This is a genomic window from uncultured Gelidibacter sp. (assembly GCF_947500795.1).
Lineage (GTDB): Bacteria > Bacteroidota > Bacteroidia > Flavobacteriales > Flavobacteriaceae > Gelidibacter.
Window position 1 is genome coordinate 83,345 of the sequence record NZ_CANMTE010000005.1, and the last position, 19,339, is coordinate 102,683.

At 36.7% G+C, this 19,339-nt stretch carries 17 protein-coding genes; 10 read left to right on the top strand and 7 right to left on the bottom strand.

The genetic code is table 11. The features are described 5' to 3' along the window. Window positions 1-21 precede the first annotated feature (21 nt). Together Q0947_RS12320 and Q0947_RS12325 are read right to left on the bottom strand one after the other, a co-directional pair. A complete protein-coding gene (locus tag Q0947_RS12320; protein WP_299397872.1) occupies window positions 22-903 on the bottom strand; it encodes an NAD kinase in 882 nt (293 codons plus the stop codon). 4 nt (window positions 904-907) lie between these two features. Continuing rightward, on the bottom strand, window positions 908-1,564 hold the full coding sequence (locus Q0947_RS12325) for a CBS domain-containing protein (RefSeq protein ID WP_299398326.1): 657 nt from the start codon (window positions 1,562-1,564) through the stop codon (window positions 908-910). Between the two features lie 87 nt (window positions 1,565-1,651). Here Q0947_RS12325 and Q0947_RS12330 point away from each other — a divergent pair, with 87 nt between their 5' ends. From Q0947_RS12330 to clpX, 6 genes are all read left to right on the top strand, one after another. Next, window positions 1,652-2,365 carry a pyridoxine 5'-phosphate synthase gene (locus tag Q0947_RS12330; RefSeq protein WP_299397876.1) on the top strand — a complete coding sequence of 238 codons (714 nt, stop codon included), beginning with the start codon at window positions 1,652-1,654 and terminating at the stop codon, window positions 2,363-2,365. A 105-nt stretch (window positions 2,366-2,470) separates the two neighbouring features. After that, the gene (locus Q0947_RS12335; RefSeq protein WP_299397881.1) at window positions 2,471-3,241 is read left to right on the top strand and encodes an alpha/beta fold hydrolase; all 771 of its coding nucleotides are present in this window, start codon (window positions 2,471-2,473) and stop codon (window positions 3,239-3,241) included. 39 nt (window positions 3,242-3,280) lie between these two features. After that, window positions 3,281-3,628, top strand: coding sequence for a phage holin family protein (locus Q0947_RS12340; protein ID WP_299397885.1), 348 nt, complete (start codon window positions 3,281-3,283; stop codon window positions 3,626-3,628). 199 nt (window positions 3,629-3,827) lie between these two features. Beyond that, on the top strand, window positions 3,828-5,150 hold the full coding sequence (gene tig, locus Q0947_RS12345) for a trigger factor (protein WP_299397890.1): 1,323 nt from the start codon (window positions 3,828-3,830) through the stop codon (window positions 5,148-5,150). A 132-nt stretch (window positions 5,151-5,282) separates the two neighbouring features. Continuing rightward, window positions 5,283-5,966: an ATP-dependent Clp endopeptidase proteolytic subunit ClpP gene (gene clpP, locus Q0947_RS12350; RefSeq protein WP_299397894.1), complete on the top strand. Its 684-nt coding sequence runs from the start codon at window positions 5,283-5,285 to the stop codon at window positions 5,964-5,966. Between the two features lie 59 nt (window positions 5,967-6,025). Then, the gene (gene clpX, locus Q0947_RS12355) at window positions 6,026-7,258 is read left to right on the top strand and encodes an ATP-dependent Clp protease ATP-binding subunit ClpX (protein WP_299397898.1); all 1,233 of its coding nucleotides are present in this window, start codon (window positions 6,026-6,028) and stop codon (window positions 7,256-7,258) included. A gap of 296 nt (window positions 7,259-7,554) precedes the next feature. Here the strand turns inward: clpX and Q0947_RS12360 are convergent, their stop codons facing one another. After that, window positions 7,555-9,069 carry a GH3 auxin-responsive promoter family protein gene (locus Q0947_RS12360; protein WP_299397902.1) on the bottom strand — a complete coding sequence of 505 codons (1,515 nt, stop codon included), beginning with the start codon at window positions 9,067-9,069 and terminating at the stop codon, window positions 7,555-7,557. Between the two features lie 72 nt (window positions 9,070-9,141). Here Q0947_RS12360 and Q0947_RS12365 point away from each other — a divergent pair, with 72 nt between their 5' ends. After that, window positions 9,142-9,936, top strand: a complete 795-nt coding sequence (locus Q0947_RS12365) for a DUF2797 domain-containing protein (RefSeq protein WP_299397906.1) — start codon at window positions 9,142-9,144, stop codon at window positions 9,934-9,936. Window positions 9,937-10,078: 142 nt separating this feature from the next. Beyond that, window positions 10,079-10,309, top strand: a complete 231-nt coding sequence (locus Q0947_RS12370) for a hypothetical protein (protein ID WP_299397909.1) — start codon at window positions 10,079-10,081, stop codon at window positions 10,307-10,309. A gap of 37 nt (window positions 10,310-10,346) precedes the next feature. Here the strand turns inward: Q0947_RS12370 and rpsU are convergent, their stop codons facing one another. From rpsU to Q0947_RS12385, 3 genes are all read right to left on the bottom strand, one after another. Further along, window positions 10,347-10,541 carry a 30S ribosomal protein S21 gene (rpsU, locus tag Q0947_RS12375; RefSeq protein ID WP_133757260.1) on the bottom strand — a complete coding sequence of 65 codons (195 nt, stop codon included), beginning with the start codon at window positions 10,539-10,541 and terminating at the stop codon, window positions 10,347-10,349. 33 nt (window positions 10,542-10,574) lie between these two features. Further along, window positions 10,575-11,438: an RNA polymerase sigma factor RpoD/SigA gene (locus Q0947_RS12380; protein WP_146893659.1), complete on the bottom strand. Its 864-nt coding sequence runs from the start codon at window positions 11,436-11,438 to the stop codon at window positions 10,575-10,577. Between the two features lie 182 nt (window positions 11,439-11,620). Continuing rightward, complete coding sequence (locus tag Q0947_RS12385; RefSeq protein ID WP_299397920.1) at window positions 11,621-14,287, bottom strand: AsmA-like C-terminal region-containing protein; 2,667 nt, start codon at window positions 14,285-14,287, stop codon at window positions 11,621-11,623. Between the two features lie 386 nt (window positions 14,288-14,673). Here Q0947_RS12385 and folK point away from each other — a divergent pair, with 386 nt between their 5' ends. Beyond that, window positions 14,674-15,834, top strand: coding sequence for a 2-amino-4-hydroxy-6-hydroxymethyldihydropteridine diphosphokinase (folK, locus tag Q0947_RS12390; protein WP_299397923.1), 1,161 nt, complete (start codon window positions 14,674-14,676; stop codon window positions 15,832-15,834). Window positions 15,835-15,898: 64 nt separating this feature from the next. Here the strand turns inward: folK and Q0947_RS12395 are convergent, their stop codons facing one another. Then, window positions 15,899-16,435 carry an RNA methyltransferase gene (locus Q0947_RS12395; RefSeq protein ID WP_299397927.1) on the bottom strand — a complete coding sequence of 179 codons (537 nt, stop codon included), beginning with the start codon at window positions 16,433-16,435 and terminating at the stop codon, window positions 15,899-15,901. A gap of 218 nt (window positions 16,436-16,653) precedes the next feature. Here Q0947_RS12395 and mutS point away from each other — a divergent pair, with 218 nt between their 5' ends. Beyond that, on the top strand, window positions 16,654-19,266 hold the full coding sequence (mutS, locus tag Q0947_RS12400) for a DNA mismatch repair protein MutS (protein WP_299397932.1): 2,613 nt from the start codon (window positions 16,654-16,656) through the stop codon (window positions 19,264-19,266). Window positions 19,267-19,339 lie beyond the last annotated feature (73 nt).

Sequence of the window (19,339 nt, forward strand, 5' to 3'; positions counted from 1 at the left end):
GTATTTGCGAGGTTTTATTGTTTAATTGCGTTTATCTTCTCCCCAAAGCAATTTTTTTCGCAAGGTGTCAATAAAGCTTTCACTTGGGAGTTCAATCATTTTTATTTTGAAGGCTGCTTTTTTTATCGTTACAATGGTAGAATTATGCAACGTTGCAATTCTGGAATCTAAAGAAATTAAATAGAAATCTTCTCGGCCATCGACTTTTAATTGAATTTCTGTGTCGTCGGGAATGACTAATGGACGGGCACTCAAGTTATGGGGCGCAATTGGCGTAATCACAAAATTTTTCGCTTCTGGGGTAATGACGGGTCCGCCACAACTTAGAGAATATCCGGTAGAGCCCGTTGGTGTGGACAAAATTAAGCCGTCTGCCCAATAGGTTGTAAGATATTCGCCGTTTAAGTGCGTATTTACCGTAATCATGGACGTGGTATTCTTTCTGCTTACCGCAATTTCATTAAGTGCGAAATTAAGCTGAGTCAAATCTTTGTTTCCTGGTTCGGTTTCAATGCTTAACAAACTACGTTCGGAGATTTTATAATCGCCTTTAAAAATGCTATCAAGCGCACTTTCAATTTGATTGTTTTGGATGGTTGCCAAAAAACCTAAACGGCCCGTATTGATCCCGATAATAGGAATGGACTTATCACCTACGTAAGTGATGGCTCTTAAAATGGTACCATCGCCGCCAATACTAATAAGCAAATCAAAAGAATTATCTAAAGTTTGAAATGTTTCAAAGTCCTTAAAATTCGCCTTAAGATCTAAGTGTTCATCAATAAGCCCATAAAAATGGTCCTCAATATAAACTTGTGCTTCTTTATGGGATAAATAATTTAAAAGCACCCCTGCGGATGCTTCATTACCTTTATAATATTGACTAAAGATGGCAATTTTCATAGAACTACATATTAAGGTATTTGTTCAGGTAATCTGAACGTTCCTTCAAATTTTCAATATAGGTGTCTTCTTCATGTCCAGAAATGACGTTGTAGCTATACCTTCTAAACGTTTGTATCACATTATTGAGGCCGGAGTCTCCAATCTTAAGGGTCACCTGCACAACATCACCATCCATTTTTGAGATAAAAGCCCCTAAGATTTTAGCATCGTTGGACTCTACAATCTGGCTGATTTCACTAAATGAATAATCCTGAATGCCTTTTTCAACAATTAATGTGCTTCCAGGTTCGGAGAAAAATGGGGTTTCATTAAAACGACCAATAATATCATTGAGTTCATAATACCCCAAATAATTATTTTGATGGTCTAATACGGGCATTATATTGCAAGAGTTTTGGGCAAAGGTTTCCAAAACATCTAACCAATTGGTGTCTGATCTCACAAAAAAACCTTCCAATATATGGTTGCATTCTATAATTTTTTCCTTCCCATCAAAACAATGCACGTCAGTTTCCGAAATACAACCCAAATAAACCGAATTGTTTTCAATAGGAATATGAGAATATGTCAACTCGTTAAACATCATTTTAAGGTCGCTCACCTTATCATTGATGTTTAATGGCTTAATGTCATTGATGATATATTCTTCTAACGCCATGCTCATGTGTTTGTACATGCAAAATAATTAAAAATTACTACAATAAGCATCATCTACTTTGTATTTTTGTTCATTAAAACGAAAGCTATGACAAAGTTGAGCGTAAATATCAACAAGATTGCTACTCTTAGAAATTCCAGGGGTGGCGATGTTCCAAATGTGGTTCAATTTGCTAGAGATGTTCAAAAGTTTGGGGCCCAAGGGGTCACCATTCACCCAAGACCTGACGAAAGACATATTCGCTATCAGGATGTGTACGATTTAAAGCCGGAAGTTTATACGGAATATAATATTGAGGGCAATCCTATCCGTCAGTTTGTAGATATGGTTTTGGAAGTGAAACCCACCCAAGTCACCTTGGTGCCAGATGCTGAGGATGCGATTACTTCAAACGCTGGTTGGGATACCATTAAACACAAGGACTTTTTGGTGGATGTGATTAAGGAATTCAAACAAAACGGTATCCGAACGTCCATTTTTGTGGATCCGGAACTTAAACAAATTGAAGGCGCAAAGGCTACAGGAACTGATAGAATTGAACTTTATACAGAAGCATTTGCCCATAATTATGGTTTAGGTAATGAAATGGCCATCAAACCATATACAGAGTGTGCGGTATTAGCTAATGCATTGGGACTTGGAATTAATGCAGGTCATGATTTGTCTTTAGATAACATCAAATTTTTTAAACAGAATATTCCTGATCTATTGGAAGTTTCTATCGGCCATGCACTGATTTCAGAGAGTTTGTATCTTGGTATCGAAAATGTAATCAATATGTACTTGAGACAGCTGAAATAGGTAGTTGGCAGTTTCCAGTAGGCAGTCATCAGTTGGCAGTCAACAACCCGCCCGTACCGAACAGGCACGTTCGGGCGGGTCAATAATCATAAATCAATAATCATCATGAATCTTCATTCAAATATTTTAGGCGAAGGTCAAGCATTTGTTTTTCTTCACGGATTTTTGGGAATGAGTGACAATTGGAAAACACTCGGCACCACATTCAGTGAAGAAGGCTATGAGGTGCATTTAATTGATCAACGTAACCACGGTAGAAGTTTTCATAGCGACGAATTCAATTATGAAGTCATGGTTGAAGACTTAAAACGCTATTGTGATCAGCATAATTTAAAAGATATTGTGCTTTTGGGGCATTCGATGGGCGGGAAAACGGCAATGTTATTTGCTGTAGAATATCCTGAACTCGTCTCCAAATTAATTATTGCGGATATATCGCCGCGTTATTATCCGACGCATCATGACGATATCCTTAGAGGTTTATCGGCGTTAGATTTTGGAACGCTTAAAACTAGAGGCCAAGCAGATGCTGAACTGAAACGCTATGTGCCAGATATGGGCACGCGACAGTTTTTGCTTAAAAACTTGTACTGGAAAGAGAAGGGTGTTTTGGCGTTACGTATCAATTTAGAGGTGTTGAAAGATCAGGTTAATGAAGTTGGAGAACCTTTGCCAATGCATGCCAAATTTGAAAAAGACACCTTGTTTTTAAGAGGCGACCGTTCAGAGTATATTGCCGTACAGGACGAAAGCCTGATTCATACGCATTTTCCAAAAGCTAAAATCCGTACCATTGCTAATGCCGGACATTGGTTACATGCTGAAAATCCGACCGATTTTTACAATGAAGTTAAAACCTTCCTAAGTGAAAATTAACCTAAACCCTTAAACTCATCAACTCCTAAACTCATAACTATGAATTTAATCATCAGATTACTCTTAACAGCTGTTGCCGTAGTGGTATTGGCTAATTTTCTACCTGGCGTGGATGTTGCCGGATTTACATCTGCTATTATTTTAGCTATTGTATTGGCATTGCTTAACGCTTTCTTGAAACCGATATTGGTGATTTTAACCTTGCCAATTACAGTGTTGACATTAGGGCTGTTTTTATTGGTCATCAATGCGTGCATTATTCTGTTGGCAGACGCCTTTATGGACGGATTTGAAGTGAGCGGATTTTGGATAGCGCTGTTATTTAGTTTGCTTTTATCCTTTTTACAATCTGTACTTTACTCACTGTTAGACAAAGACAAAAACTAGTCTCTAAATCAACTGTTTAAAAACTTTGTTGGGATTTAAAAAATGCTTAATTTTGCATCCCGATTTTTTACTAGTCAAATCAGTGTTTTAAGGAGTCCTTTTGGTACGAAGTTTGAACTAATTCCGCAGAAAATAGGAACCCTTGTAGGTTTGAAAAATCGTTAAACATTAAAACGCCTTAGGCTTTATTAATTATAATATGAATATTACAAGAGAAAACATTGACGCATTAAATGCTATTGTAAAAGTAGATATCGCTAAAGAAGACTATAGTGATAAAGTTGAAAAGATCCTTACAGATTACCGTAAATCAGCTAATATTCCTGGATTCAGAAAAGGGCATGTGCCAATGACCATGGTTAAAAAGCAATATGGAAAAGCCGTTTTGGTGGATGAAGTTAATAAGCTTTTACAGGATGCTCTTAATAAATATTTGACTGAAGAGAAATTGGACGTTTTAGGAAATCCATTACCGAAGCCTCAAGATGATTTAGACTGGAATGCTGATTCTTTTACGTTCGAATTTGAATTAGGTTTGGCACCAGAATTTGAAGTAGATCTTAAAGGAAAAAAAGCAATCACTCAGTACAAAATTGTTGCTGATGATAAAATGATTGACGGTCAGGTGGAACATATTCGTAAGCAATATGGCAAATTGATCTCTCAAGATACTGTTGCCAAAGACTCTGAAATTACAGGTGTTTTTGCAAACGAAGAAAAAGAAATCAATAACAAAACAACACTTACTTTAGATAAAGTTAAAAGTAAAACTGCTGAAAAAGCATTCATCGGTGCTAAAGTTGGTGATGTTGTTACTGTAAAAACTAAAGGCTTATTCAATGACGATCATGATTTGATGAACTTCTTAAAAGTATCTCATGATGACGCTCACGGATTGGATGTTGAGGTGACTTTTAAAGTTGAAGAAATCAACACAAGAGAGTTGGCCGATTTAGATCAGGAGTTGTTTGATAAATTGTTCGGTAAGGATGTTGTAACATCTGTAACTGAATTGAAAACTAAAATCAAGGAAGATTCTGAAAAGCAATTTGCACAACAAGGCGATCAGAAATTCTTGAATGACGTTACTGAGTATTTAGTAGAAAACACAAAATTTGACCTTCCAGCAGCGTTCCTACAAAAATGGATGCAAACTGCAGGTGAAAATCAATTGGATGCAGATCAAGCGAAAGAAGAGTATGAAAACTCTGAAAAAAGCATGCGCTACCAGTTGATTGAAGGTAAATTGATTGAAAAATACAATTTGCAAGTTACCTTTGAAGATCTTAAGTCTTTCACTAAAGACATGATCAAAGTGCAAATGGCACAATTTGGTCAAATGGATCCTCAAGATAAAGAGTTAGAGGATATTGCAGCGCGTATCTTATCTAACAGAGATGAAGTAAAACGTTTGTCAGAGCAATTGATGAGCGAAAAGTTATTAGAACTTTACAAGAAAGAAGCTAATCTTAAGGTTAAAGAAATTACTTATGACGAATTTGTAAAAGAGTTTTACAGCTAATAATTATAATTTAAATCGTTATATTTAGAGCGTAAGACTGTTAGGTTTTACGCTTTTTTTTGACTCATTGGTAGTCATCAAATTATCCCAGTATTTATGGGTATTTACGAATTTAAGAACTAAAATTTATTTATGGATTACGGAAAAGAATTTGAGAAATTCGCAATAAAGGATCAAGGCATCAGCAGTACATATTACAATCAAATCATGAACAGTATGTACCCTGTTGGGTTAACGCCAAATATTATTGAAGAACGTCAATTGAATGCAGTAGCAATGGACGTGTTTTCTAGGTTGATGATGGATCGTATTATCTTTATGGGTACTGCTATCAATGACCAAGTGGCTAACATCATCCAAGCACAATTGTTGTTTTTGGAAAGTACAGATGCTGCTAAAGACATTCAAATTTATATCAACTCACCAGGAGGTAGTGTTTATGCAGGTCTAGGTATTTATGATACCATGCAACTTATCAAACCTGATGTAGCAACTATCTGTACAGGTATGGCAGCGTCTATGGGTGCTGTGTTATTGTGTGCTGGTCAAAAAGGGAAACGTAGCGGTTTAACGCACTCTCGTGTTATGATCCACCAACCTTTGGGAGGTGCTCAAGGTCAAGCGAGTGATATTGAAATTACCGCTAGAGAGATCCTTACCTTAAAGCAGGAATTATATAACATCATTGCGAAGCATACGGGTCAAGAGTATGACAAAGTATACAATGATAGTGATAGAGATTACTGGATGAAAGCAGATAAGGCCAAAGAATATGGCATGATTGACGAAGTTTTATCTAGTACTAAAGAAAAGTAATTTCAAAATTATCACATTGATAAATTTGAAATATTAAAATAAGAGGAATTAAAAGAGTTATGGCAAAGGAAGAATTAGAATGTTCGTTTTGTGGTAGGAAAAAGCCAGAAACCAGTTTATTGATTGCAGGACTGGACGCACATATATGCGATAGATGTATAGAGCAGGCCCATGGTATTGTTTTGGAAGAATCAAAGCAAAGTGGCAATGCGGAACTGTCGTCTGAAATGATGCTTAAAAAACCTAAAGAAATCAAGAAGTTTCTTGATGAATATATTATAGGTCAAGAATACTCCAAAAAAGTAATGTCCGTTGCGGTTTACAATCACTATAAACGTTTGTTGCAACCAGCTACTAATGATGATATTGATATTCAAAAGAGTAACATCATCATGGTTGGGCAAACCGGAACAGGTAAAACGTTAATGGCTAAAACCATCGCAAAGATGCTTAATGTGCCATTGGCCATTGTAGATGCTACGGTTTTAACTGAAGCTGGTTATGTAGGTGAGGATGTTGAAAGTATTTTGACACGTTTGCTACAGGTGGCAGATTACAATTTGGAGAAGGCAGAAAAAGGAATTGTATTTATTGATGAAATCGATAAGATTGCCCGTAAGAGTGATAATCCTTCAATTACCAGAGATGTTTCCGGTGAAGGTGTGCAACAGGCATTATTGAAATTATTGGAAGGTACAACGGTAAACGTGCCGCCAAAAGGAGGGCGTAAGCATCCAGATCAGAAATTTATTGAAGTCAACACGGAGCATATCTTATTTATTGCTGGTGGTGCCTTTGATGGCGTTGAGCGCATGATTTCAAAACGTCTTAACATGGCAGCTATTGGTTACAAAGCGGCAGCTCAGGATGATGTGATTGATGCAGATAATTTACTGCAATACATCATTCCAAAAGATTTGAAAGATTTTGGTCTTATTCCAGAAATCATTGGTCGTTTACCTGTGTTAACCTATATGGATCCTTTAGATGCTAAAACGTTGAGAGCGATTTTAACCCAGCCTAAAAATGCGATCATCAAGCAATATCAAAAATTGTTTGAAATGGATGATATCAAATTCACCATTACTGATGGCGCATTAGACTTTATTGTTGAAAAGGCGATAGAGTATAAGCTTGGTGCTAGAGGCTTGAGATCTTTATGTGAAGAAATATTGACTGATGCCATGTTTGAATTGCCAAGTGGCAAGGAAACTAAGCTTCATGTGACTAAAGAGTATGCTGAAGATAAATTGGATAAAACCACTTTAAAACGATTGAAAGCAGTCTCGTAATAATCCAGAATGATATTAAAAAATAAAACCACTCTTTTCAGGGTGGTTTTTATTTTTTTGGATTTAAAAAACTAATATTGCAGGTACAATGCTTAAAATATAGAAACAATACAAACGTATTGTGTATGTCTTTTTAAGTTCATAAAAACTGCTTTCCTGCTGTATTTTATGGTGTGCTACATCGTAAATATAATCGCAAATTTGTAAGAAAAAAGCCCAACTACTTCTTTTTAGTTGAACTTCTGAATATTCTCGATATAAGAATTATAAATGCCGATTTTTCCGCTAAACGACCACTAAACATTTAGCTCTAAGAGTGCATCCATGTAATCTCGCGTATTGGACAATCGGGGCACTTTATGTTGCCCTCCTAATTTATCCTGTTGCTTCAACCAATCATAAAATAATTGGTGTCTTGCTATGTTTATTTTCGGACTATTGAGGGTGATGTTGTTGTAACGTTTCGCTTCATAATCTGAATTTAACGACTTAAGAGCATTGTCAAGCAGCTCATTAAAGTAATCGATATCTTCTGGCGGCGTTTTAAATTCAATTAACCATTCATGCGCTCCCTTATCCTTACCGCTCATAAAAATTGGTGCCGCAGTATATTCTACAATCTGCGAATTTGTTTTCTTACAGACTTTCTTTAAAGCGTCTTCCGCATTTTCAATAATCAGTTCTTCCCCAAATACATTTATATGATGTTTGGTGCGTCCGCTCACTTTAATGCGGTAAGGTTCCAATGACGTAAATCGTATCGTATCGCCAATTTTGTAGCGCCACAATCCGGCATTGGTGGTAATGACCACTGCGTAATTTTTATTTTTTTCAACCTCCGCCAACGGAATGATGCGCTGCTCTGGAGTGCCATAAGCATCCATAGGAATAAATTCATAAAATATCCCGTAATCCAACATCAACAATAATTCACTGGAGTTGTTCTGGTCTTGAATCGCGAAGAATCCTTCCGACGCATTATAAATCTCATAATATCTGAAATCGTGGCGTGGTAAGATGGCTTTATATTGATCGACATAAGGTAGAAAGCTAACGCCGCCGTGGAAATACACTTCCAGGTTTGGCCAAATATCAAAAATGTTTTGCTTATTGGTCGTTTCCAACACGTTATTCATAAGCACCAACATCCAAGAGGGCACACCTGCAAGACTTGTCACATTTTCATTGATGGTTTCATTTACAATGGCCTGCATTTTATGCTCCCAATCGCTCATCAAAGAAACTTTGTTGCTTGGGGTGCTGCTAAATTCGGCCCAGAACGGCATATTATCAATCAAAATCGCTGATAAATCCCCAAAGGCAGTGCCATTTTCTCTATAAAGTTCCTTGCTGCCACCAAGTCTTAAACTCTTTCCTGTGAATAGCTGTGAGTTTTCGTTATTGTTGAGATACATGCACAATAAGTCCTTACTCGCGGCATAATGGCAATCTTCCAAAGATTCATTGCTTACCGGAATAAATTTGCTCTTCGCATTGGTTGTTCCGCTGGATTTTGCAAACCATTTGATGGGTGTTGGCCAAAAAATATTGTTTTCGCCGAGTCGCGATCGTTCAATTTGTGATTGATTGTCTTCATAAGAAGTGATGGGAACCCGTTCTGCAAACGTTCGGTAATTTGTGATGCTGGCAAAATCATAAGTCTTGCCAATTTCAGTGTCTTTTGCCGTAATTATAAGATCTTGAAGTAATTCGTTCTGAACTTCATTGGGGTATTTTAAAAATAATTCGATTTGGTGAAATCGCTTTTTTAAGAACCATGAAGCAATCGAATTTACTAATGGAATTGGCATATTTGTAGTATCTTTAAAGACTAAAAATAATACTTTTTTTAAACAAATTCTTCTAAATAAAATTTTTAATAAATGACGTACCAAGGGGTCTTGACCAAAATGGCAACGGAGTTTTCACATCCTATCCAATACTATCTAATTTTTGAAAATGACTTTATCAATATGAATCAGTTGTTGGATAAACATATCACCATTCAATTTGTTGGTTACCAATGTCTGAACTGCTCACTTGATAAACCAATTTTCAGACAAGGATTTTGTAAAAGTTGTTTTTTTGATATTCCGCAAGCTGCAGATTGGATCATGAGACCTGAATTAAGTACGGCACATTTAGATAAAGAAGACCGCGATTTAGAATACGAAAAACGTGTACAATTGCAGCCACACGTAGTTTATCTCGCCAATTCCAGTAACGTAAAGGTTGGAGTCACGAGGAAGAGTCAAGTGCCTACACGTTGGATTGACCAAGGGGCGCATGAGGCCATTGAGATTGTTGAGGTGCCCAATAGATACTTGGCGGGTATTACAGAAGTTGCTCTAAAAGCATTTGTAGCCGATAAAACCAATTGGCGTACCATGTTGAAAAATGATATTGTTGATGAGAATTTGGTAGAGTGGCGAGATCGTTTACGGGATGCTATTCCTGAAGAAGCCGCAGCATATTATATAGCCAACAACAAAGAAACTGAAATTGAATTCCCCGTATTGCAATATCCCGCAAAACCTCAAAGTCTTAACTTGGCTAAGACGCCTGTCTATCAGGGTGTTTTAAAAGGTATCAAAGGTCAGTATCTTATTTTTGAAGATGATACAGTTTTTAATATTAGAGGGAATGAAGGTTGTGTGGTAGCACTTACTGTTTCGTAAAATGTTAAAAAACAGTGCTTTAGCGTTAAATTCGATTTAAAGCCATGATTATTTCGTAACTTAAATTTGCTTTTAGATTGCTCATTTTAGTGATCTATGAGAATGGCTATGAGACTTAACTCATGCCTTAAATACGGAAGTCATGAAAATTCCAGTAATGCTATATGTCATATTAACCACGCTGTTGTTGGTGACACTAACCATTATGCTGGCGATGGATGCTTCTTTTACATGGATGTTTTATATGACCTGTTTAGGAGAGGTGTTTGTAGTGATTATGGTTTATAAAGTGCTCACCGATCACTACACCACAGCTAAAACTTTTGATGATTTTTATGAAGATCATCCCATTGGAAAACAAAAAATCACGTAATTATTACGTGATTTTTTGTTGTATAGGGTTGTGAAGACTACATTTCTTCTTGATCCCTTAAGTTTTGTATGTAAGCTGCTTTTTGTAATTGTCTTCTCTTTTTCACTGATGGTTTAGTGAAATATTGATTCTCTCTCAAATTCTGCATCACCTTTACATTTCGGTGTTTACGTTTGTAACGTTTGATGGCGCGTTCGATGTTTTCGCCTTCTTTAATTTCGATTCTTAACATAGATAATTATTAGAGTATATAATGTATTTGAGACTATCCCAAATACGTTTTTAAAATTTTACTTTTTGAAGTGTGCTTCAATCTTCTGATTCCTTTTTCTCTGATTTGACGCACACGTTCTCTTGTCAAATCAAAAGTCTTACCAATCTCATCCAAGGTCATTGGAGGTTGATTGCTAAGTCCAAAATTCAATCTAATAACATCACTTTCTTTTTGGGAAAGTGTGTTGAGTGCTCTGTCAATTTCCAAACTTAATGATTCTGTCATTAAATTTCTATCAGGATTTGGAGAATCTCCAGAAGAAACTACATCATATAAACTTGAGGTTTCACCTTCTTTTAAAGGTGCATCCATCGATATATGACGTCCAGAGTTCTTCATGGACTGCTTCACATCCTTCACGGTCAAATCCAGTTCAGTCGCAATTTCCTCAGCACTAGGCGGGCGTTCATGCGCTTGTTCCAAAAATGAATAGGCCTTATTGATCTTATTGATCGAGCCAATTTTGTTCAAAGGTAATCTAACTATTCGAGATTGTTCTGCTAAAGCTTGAAGAATTGCTTGACGAATCCACCAAACCGCATAAGAAATAAACTTAAAACCTCTTGTTTCATCAAAACGTTTCGCTGCTTTTACCAAGCCTGCGTTGCCTTCATTAATTAAATCGGGGAGGGTTAAACCTTGATTTTGATATTGTTTAGCAACTGAAACGACAAATCGAAGGTTGGAGGTGGTCAGTTTGTCCAAAGCCTCTTGATCTCCTGTTCTAATACGTTGTGCCAATTCTACTTCTTCATCCGCTGTAATCAAAGGCAGTTTACTAATGTCTTGTAAATATTTATCTAGAGATTTTGATTCTCTGTTAGTAACCTGCTTGGTGATTTTTAATTGCCTCATCTAATCTCTTTTATTTAAATACGTTAACTGTAACCATACAGTATAACTTTTTAATCCACAAAAGCAAATAAACTCACATTACTTTAACATAATTGCTTAAATTTCTTTAGATTGCAGGTTGTTTTCACTCGATTCAATGCAAAATCACTAATTTTTTGATTACAATTGAGCGTTTGATCCTTTTAATTGACCGTGTCTTTTTTCTTCTTTCTCGTATTGAAAATATCTTTAATAGTATTTTTTATCGCTTCACTTCCTGTTTTTGTACTGTCTTTTTTAATACTCGGCGTTTGCGTACTTGTATTGGTTGAATCTTTTGGAGTGGTAGAAGGAGTTGTTGGCGTTGGATTCTGAGTTGTATTTCCACCCATGGCACCACCAAGTAGCTCTTTGATTTTATCTGTTCCTTTGCCAATCAGTTTTTGCTTTTCAATTTCAATTAATTGCTTCGTTAAATTGGCAACGCCACTCGTTAGATCTGTAGTGACTTTCGGGCTTGCAAATGTTCCCATTATTTTAGCGCTTACAGGAATACTGATTTTATTGACCTCATTGTCGTTAATCTTGCCAATGAGTCTGTTGATTTCACTTCCCAAATATTTTGCAGGCACATTGAATACCGCATCATAGGCCATTGTGTTGTCAAAACCATGTGAGCCCGAAACTACAATGCCAATATCTTTATATGCTAAATTGAAAGGCTTAATGGTTACTTGTCCATTAGCAAACTCTAAATGTGCTTTAAGATCATTCAAATCTAAATCGCCAAAATTAATAAAGCTTAAGGCGCCTTCAAGTTTCGACAACAGCGGACTGGCGCTTTCGTCGATGTCAGTCGTTAGTAATTCAGCAAGCGCATTTCCGGTAATGGTACTCAAATTAGGAGAGAATTCTTTGTCTAACGTGCCAGATATTTTTAGGGTGCTGTTTAGCTTTCCTTTTAATGCCTTAGCGATAGGCGCTAGGTTTTGTAATAGTTCCAGATCCGTAAATGATTTGGCGATGTCAAATCCACTGGCAGCCATATTTAAATTGAATGTAGGGGTATCTGCTTTGGTGCTCACATTTCCAGAAAGGGCTAAGACACCATCAAAAATTGTGGAACTCAAATTATTTATAGTGGCATTCTGATCTTTTACAAATAAGTCGCCTTTTACGTTCTTCAGTTTCAGATTGTCATAAATGACAGTGTTGGCAGTAGCGGTTATAGTGCCTTCCAAAAACTGCGGAATTTTTAAGCCTTCAGTAGTGGTGGCTGCTTTTTTTGATGTTGCTGCAGTCGTACTTTCTGTTTCTTCGCTCATAAAATCATTGAGTGCAAACGTATTTGAGGTCAGGTTGAAATTTCCTTTTAAATTCACTTTTTTACTCAGCATAAAACCAATTAGGTTATTAATGGTTCCTGTTGCTGAAAAATCACTTTGTCCCGTTTTTGCGCTGAAACTATTTAAAGTAACCGTTGATGGATTGAAAGTCATATCCGCTTTTGAAATATGCAGTGGCTGGTTCATAGCATCGGACGTGAACACCAAATTGCTGATACTCGCATTTCCCGACGCTTTAATTCTGTCATAGGCGCTCGTTTCAATAGCATTCATGTCGAAAGCGGTGTTCAGTTTAGCTTTTAGGATTCCGCTCAGCTCATTTTCAAGTTCTAAAGGATATGCCTTGGTAAGGTTTGCTAAGTTTAAAGTCCCATCAATATCAGCATTCACCAACATATTGCCGGTCAGATTTTTAATCAATGCCGAAGCTTTAAAGACATCACTATCAATTTTAAAGTTTAGAGTGTTTATCGCCACATAAGTGTCATCTGCATTTCCTGTATCGTTCTTAATTTTTGTGTCGATCACAATGTTTTCAACACGTTTTGGTAAGTCTGGATATTTAAAGGACGCATTGTCCGAAGAAATACTAATATCTAATGTAGGGATGGTGGTTTCGGTAACCTTTCCTTTAATGATGCCGTTCACGTTAAAATTTCCGGTGGTTTCTACATTGTCTAAGTTTTTAGCATAGGTTGCTGGCATTACCGCCAAAAAGTCTTTAAATGAGGAGCCTGTGTTTTTAAAAGAGAGGTCAATAAGTTGGCCTTCCTCTATAATTTGAACAAACCCGTTAAATTCAACCGGCAGCTGATTAATAAGAGCGTTGTTTTCCTTAAACGTATATTTCTGCGCTTTTAAATCCATGTCGATCAGCGCATCTAACTTCACATGATTATTATTCAAATAATTGATGCTATCCATGGTTAAACTCACGTTAGCCTCAGATTTGGTGTCCAATTCAGAAATATCACCTGAAAAAGTACCTTTTCCTGTGTGATTCAATTCTGAAACATAAAATTGCATGTCCGCAGGAATGTCAATATAAGTGAGCGCGCTGTTTTTGATGCTGTAATCTTTAATGTCGAATGAAAACGCGGTAGAATCCTGCGGGTTCTCATTTTCCTTTAAAATATCATAATTGACGTTTCCAAAAGCATCTGTTTTTAGCGTCAATAATGCTTCATTAACGTTAATGGAGTTGACAATTATTGGCTCTTCAGAAGTTTTGAAAAGTTCCTTTACTGACATTGTAAAGTTGATGTTCTTTGCAGTGGCGAAAGTTTCGTTCTCAAAAGGTTTGAAATTGGTAATTACCAAATCGCTCACTTCCACATGTGCTTGTGGGAAACTTCTAAATAAGCTTAAGGTTACATCGCTAAACTCAACGTTGGCATTAAGGTTTTGGTTGATGTAATTCTTTACCATGCCCTTTATTTGCGATTGAAAAACGAATGGCAGGGCTATTAATAAAACAATTAGTATTAATAAGGTGATTCCGGTGATTTTGAAAAACTTTTTCATTGAAAATTTAGTTATGACTTTCAAGCTAATGAAAGACAATTGGTTTTGTGGGTATATGTAAAGTTAATTTTAAAAGATAGTGCTGCATTACAGTTTAATAAAACTTTGGCGTTTTCTGCAGCTTCGGTTTTTCTCAAGTCTTAATGTTTTATAAATGATACTTTAAAATACGATAAATAGGGTTTGGAAAACCTTTTCCTCTGACTATATATCTAAAATCATTCCAATCAATACTTTAGAATACACAAATATAGCTGAAGTAAACGGTCGTAAAAAAAAATATAAATCTATTTTGAAAATTTCCGAGAAGTGCCGCATTTAAAATAATTTTTTAACCGAAATCATATTATAAAGTGGTTTTGTTTTCTTTATTTTTGGCGATAATTATGGACCAACCTCACATTGTTTACATTGCTTTAGGCAGTAATAAAGGCGACAGACTAAAACATCTGCAAGATGCTATTGATCTTATTTTTAAACGAATTGGTAAGATTAATATCATAGCGCGCGTTTATAACACGCCTGCGTTAGGTTTTGACACCGATAGTGCTACCGAAGATTTTTATAATACCTGTGTTTTTGTGGAAACTCAATATGCTGCTGAAGACGTCATGCGCAAGTTGCTTGCTATTGAAACAGCACTTGGGCGTACAAGGAACACTGGTGGAAGTTATGAGTCCAGAACTATCGATTTGGATGTGATTTTTTATGATGATGACGTAATGACGTCCGAATTGATCACCACGCCACATCCGCAAATGCACAAGCGGAAGTTTGTGTTGCAACCTCTCAATGATATCGCGCCAAAGGTGATTCATCCAAAATTAGAAAAAACTGTTTTCGAGCTTTTGGAATCTTGCAAAGACGACAGTGAGATTGAGCCGGTTAACATTTGGTTGAAAAATCCGATGAAGCAGTATGATTTTGGTAATTACAATTATATCGCCATAGAAGGAAATATTGGTGCTGGTAAAACGAGTTTGGCGCATCAAATTTCGAACGAATTTAATGCCAAATTGATTTTGGAACGGTTTGCGGACAATCCGTTTTTGCCAAAATTTTATGAAGAGCCACATCGCTACGCCTTTACTTTGGAAATGTCTTTTTTGGCCGATAGGTATCAGCAAATTAGTGACGATTTATCTCAGTTGGATTTGTTCAAGGATTTTATGGTGAGCGATTATGATATTTATAAATCGTTGATTTTCTCAAAAATCACATTGCCTGAGGATGAATTTCGTCTGTATAGAAAGTTGTTCTATCTGATGTACAAAGACATTGCCAAGCCGGATTTGTATGTGTATCTCTATCAAAATACAGAACGTTTGCAGGCCAATATCAAGAAGCGTGGGCGCGATTACGAACAGAATATTGAAAACAACTATCTCGAAAAAATAAATGCGGGCTATTTGGAATTCCTAAAAAATCAGACAGAACTCAACGTCAAAATTATTGATATTTCAGATCGTGACTTTGTGGAAAATCGTGAGGATTATTTATGGGTGTTGGGAGAGATTTGTACGCCGACTGATAGTGAGGAGTATTAAGTATAGAGTACTAAGTATTAAGTGTAGAGTATTAAGTATAGAGTATTAAGAATTAAGTGAGGTCTTATTGTCCTGCGGTCATTTTTGCAAAAACATCCCAAATTACAACGCCGCAACTTACGGAGATGTTTAAGGAATGTTTTGTTCCAAATTGAGGAATTTCTAAAATGACATCGCTCGCACTCACCACGTGTTGTGCAACTCCTTTTACTTCATTGCCAAAAACCAAGGCGTATTTCTGATTGGTTTGAGGTTGGAAATCATTAAGCATCGTCGAGTTTTCAGCTTGTTCAACTGAAGCCACAATAACTTTATCAGCCTTTAATTTTTCAATAACATCCATGGTGTGTTCCGCATATTCCCAATCTACCGTTTCTGTACTTCCCAAAGCGGTTTTATGAATGTCTTTATGCGGTGGCGTTGCAGTAATGCCACATAAATAGATTTTTTCAACCAAAAAAGCATCACTCGTTCTAAAGACCGAACCAATATTGTTTAAGCTTCTAATATTATCCAAAACAATAATAAGCGGTGTTTTTTCGGTAGTTTTAAATTCGTCAACACTTAATCGGTCAAGTTCGCTATTTTTTAGCTTTCGCATTTTTTCTATTTTTTAATCTTGAATTCCTTATTTAATGTTGAAAAACAGAGTCGTTTGGTTAAAATGATCTAAACTCTGCAAAGCAGTGTATTCCCGACTGTTTTTTATTCATTAAATGTAAATAACTTCTGAGCGCTGCATTTTTCAAACCCTCAAATAATAAGTACCTTAGCGGACCTAATATTTAGGGCAAAAATACCATTTAAAACACAAAACCATTGGCTAAGAACGTAAAAAAGGAAACCCCGTTAATGAAACAATACAATGCAATTAAAGCGAAGTATCCAGATGCTTTATTGCTTTTCAGAGTCGGCGATTTTTATGAAACTTTTGGGGAAGATGCGGTAAAAGCCTCTAAAATATTAGATATTATTTTAACGAAACGCGGTGCTGGAAGCGATAGTGAGACTGAACTTGCCGGATTTCCACACCATTCCCTAAACAATTATTTGCCAAAACTGGTAAAGGCTGGATGCCGGGTCGCAATTTGTGACCAATTGGAAGATCCTAAGCAAACCAAAACCATTGTGAAGCGTGGGGTAACGGAATTAGTAACGCCAGGTGTCGCTTTAAATGATGATATTCTGCATTCTAAGTCCAATAACTTTTTGGCCGCTGTTTGTTTTGGTAAAAATGCGATTGGCGTTGCCTTCTTGGATGTTTCTACAGGCGAGTTTTTGGTGTCTCAAGGCAATTCAGAATATATAGATAAGTTGCTCCAAAATTTTAGACCAAGTGAAGTTCTGGTATCAAAACCGAAACGCAAGGAGTTTATCAATGTGTTTGGGAGTGAATTTCATACGTTCTATATGGAAGATTGGGTTTTTCAGGATGATTACGCCAATGAAACCTTGCTTAAGCATTTCCAAACTAAATCTTTAAAAGGATTTGGTATTGAAGATTTGTTTGAAGGCATTGTATCAGCAGGAGCTGTATTGCATTATTTGAGCGAGACGCAGCATCATAAATTGCAACATATTACCACCATTCAACGTGTCACACAAAATGATCATGTGTGGATGGATCGGTTTACCATAAAAAATCTGGAGCTTTACCATTCTTACAACCAGAATGCGGTGACATTGATTGATGTTATTGATCGGACCATTTCACCAATGGGAGGCCGTTTGTTGAAACGATGGTTGGCATTGCCACTTATTAATATTGATAAGATACATCAGCGGCATGAAGTCGTGCAGTATCTGTTAGATGATGCTGTCATATTGAAGAAAATTCAAAATCAGATCAAACATATTGGGGATATTGAGCGACTTATTTCTAAAGTAGCGACGGTTAAGATTAGCCCAAGGGAAGTGGTGCAGTTGAAAAATGCTTTGGAAGCGATTGTGCCAATTAAAACACTCACCCAAAACACCGATAATAAAGCGCTTCAGCAAATAGGAGAAAGCTTGGAGCTTTGTGAAGAGTTGCGTCAGCGAATTAAAGCTACTCTAAACGAAGAAGCACCTGTAAACATTTTAAAGGGAAATACTATTTCTTCTGATTTTTCCGCTGAGCTGAAAGAGCTAAGGTCTTTATCAACTTCTGGGAAAGATTATTTAGATGCCATGTTGGAGCGTGAAAGTAAACTTACAGGCATCACGTCGCTTAAAATAGCATCCAATAATGTGTTTGGTTATTATATAGAGGTGCGTCACACGTATAAAGATAAGGTTCCGGAGCATTGGATAAGAAAGCAGACGTTGGTGAGTGCAGAGCGCTACATTACGGAAGAGTTAAAAGAATACGAAACTAAAATATTAGGCGCTGAAGAGCGTATTTTGGCAATTGAGCAGCAGTTGTTTTCTGAATTGGTGCTTTGGATAGGTCAATTTATCAAACCGGTACAAAAGAATTCTGCCTTAATAGCGCAATTGGATTGTTTGTGTGGATTTGCACAATTGGCGTATGACAATAAATATACACGTCCAGAAATCAATGAGGGCTATGCCTTAGAAATTAAGAATGGGAGACACCCTGTAATTGAGAAACAGCTGCCACATGGTGAGCCTTATATTGCGAATGATGTCTATTTAGATAGAGATCAGCAGCAAATCATCATGATTACCGGACCAAACATGTCTGGTAAATCGGCTATTCTACGCCAAACGGCATTAATTGTGTTATTGGCGCAAATGGGAAGTTTCGTTCCTGCAGATGCCGCCAACATTGGGTTGACGGATAAAATATTTACGAGAGTAGGAGCAAGCGATAATATTTCGATGGGCGAGTCAACGTTTATGGTCGAGATGAATGAAACCGCTTCTATTTTGAACAATGTTTCTGACCGTAGTTTAGTGTTGTTGGATGAGATTGGTCGAGGTACAAGTACTTATGACGGTATTTCTATTGCCTGGGCCATTAGTGAATATTTGCACGAGCACCCAAGTAAGGCTAAAACGCTATTTGCAACACACTACCATGAGTTGAATGAAATGACCGAAACCTTTTCGCGCATTAAAAATTTCAATGTTTCTGTCAAGGAGTTGAAGAATAATGTACTTTTCCTTAGAAAGTTGGTAGAAGGAGGAAGTCAGCATAGTTTTGGTATTCACGTAGCAAAAATGGCCGGAATGCCACAACAGGTCATTAATCGTGCGAATAAAATATTGAAGCAATTAGAGAAATCTCACAGTAGTGAAGAGCTGACAGATAAGGTGAGATCGCTTGAAGATGATATGCAACTGAGCTTTTTTAATTTGGATGATCCTCTTTTAGAGCAGATTAAGGAGGAGATTGTCAATATTGATATTGATGTGTTGACTCCGGTAGAAGCGCTGATGAAACTGAATGAGATTAAGCGTATGTTGCTGAAAAAGAAGCGTGCATAAATTTTTTTTCTTTTTTTAGTGAAAAGGCTTTGCATTTCTAAGAAATGTATTAAATTTGCCCTCGCAATCCGAT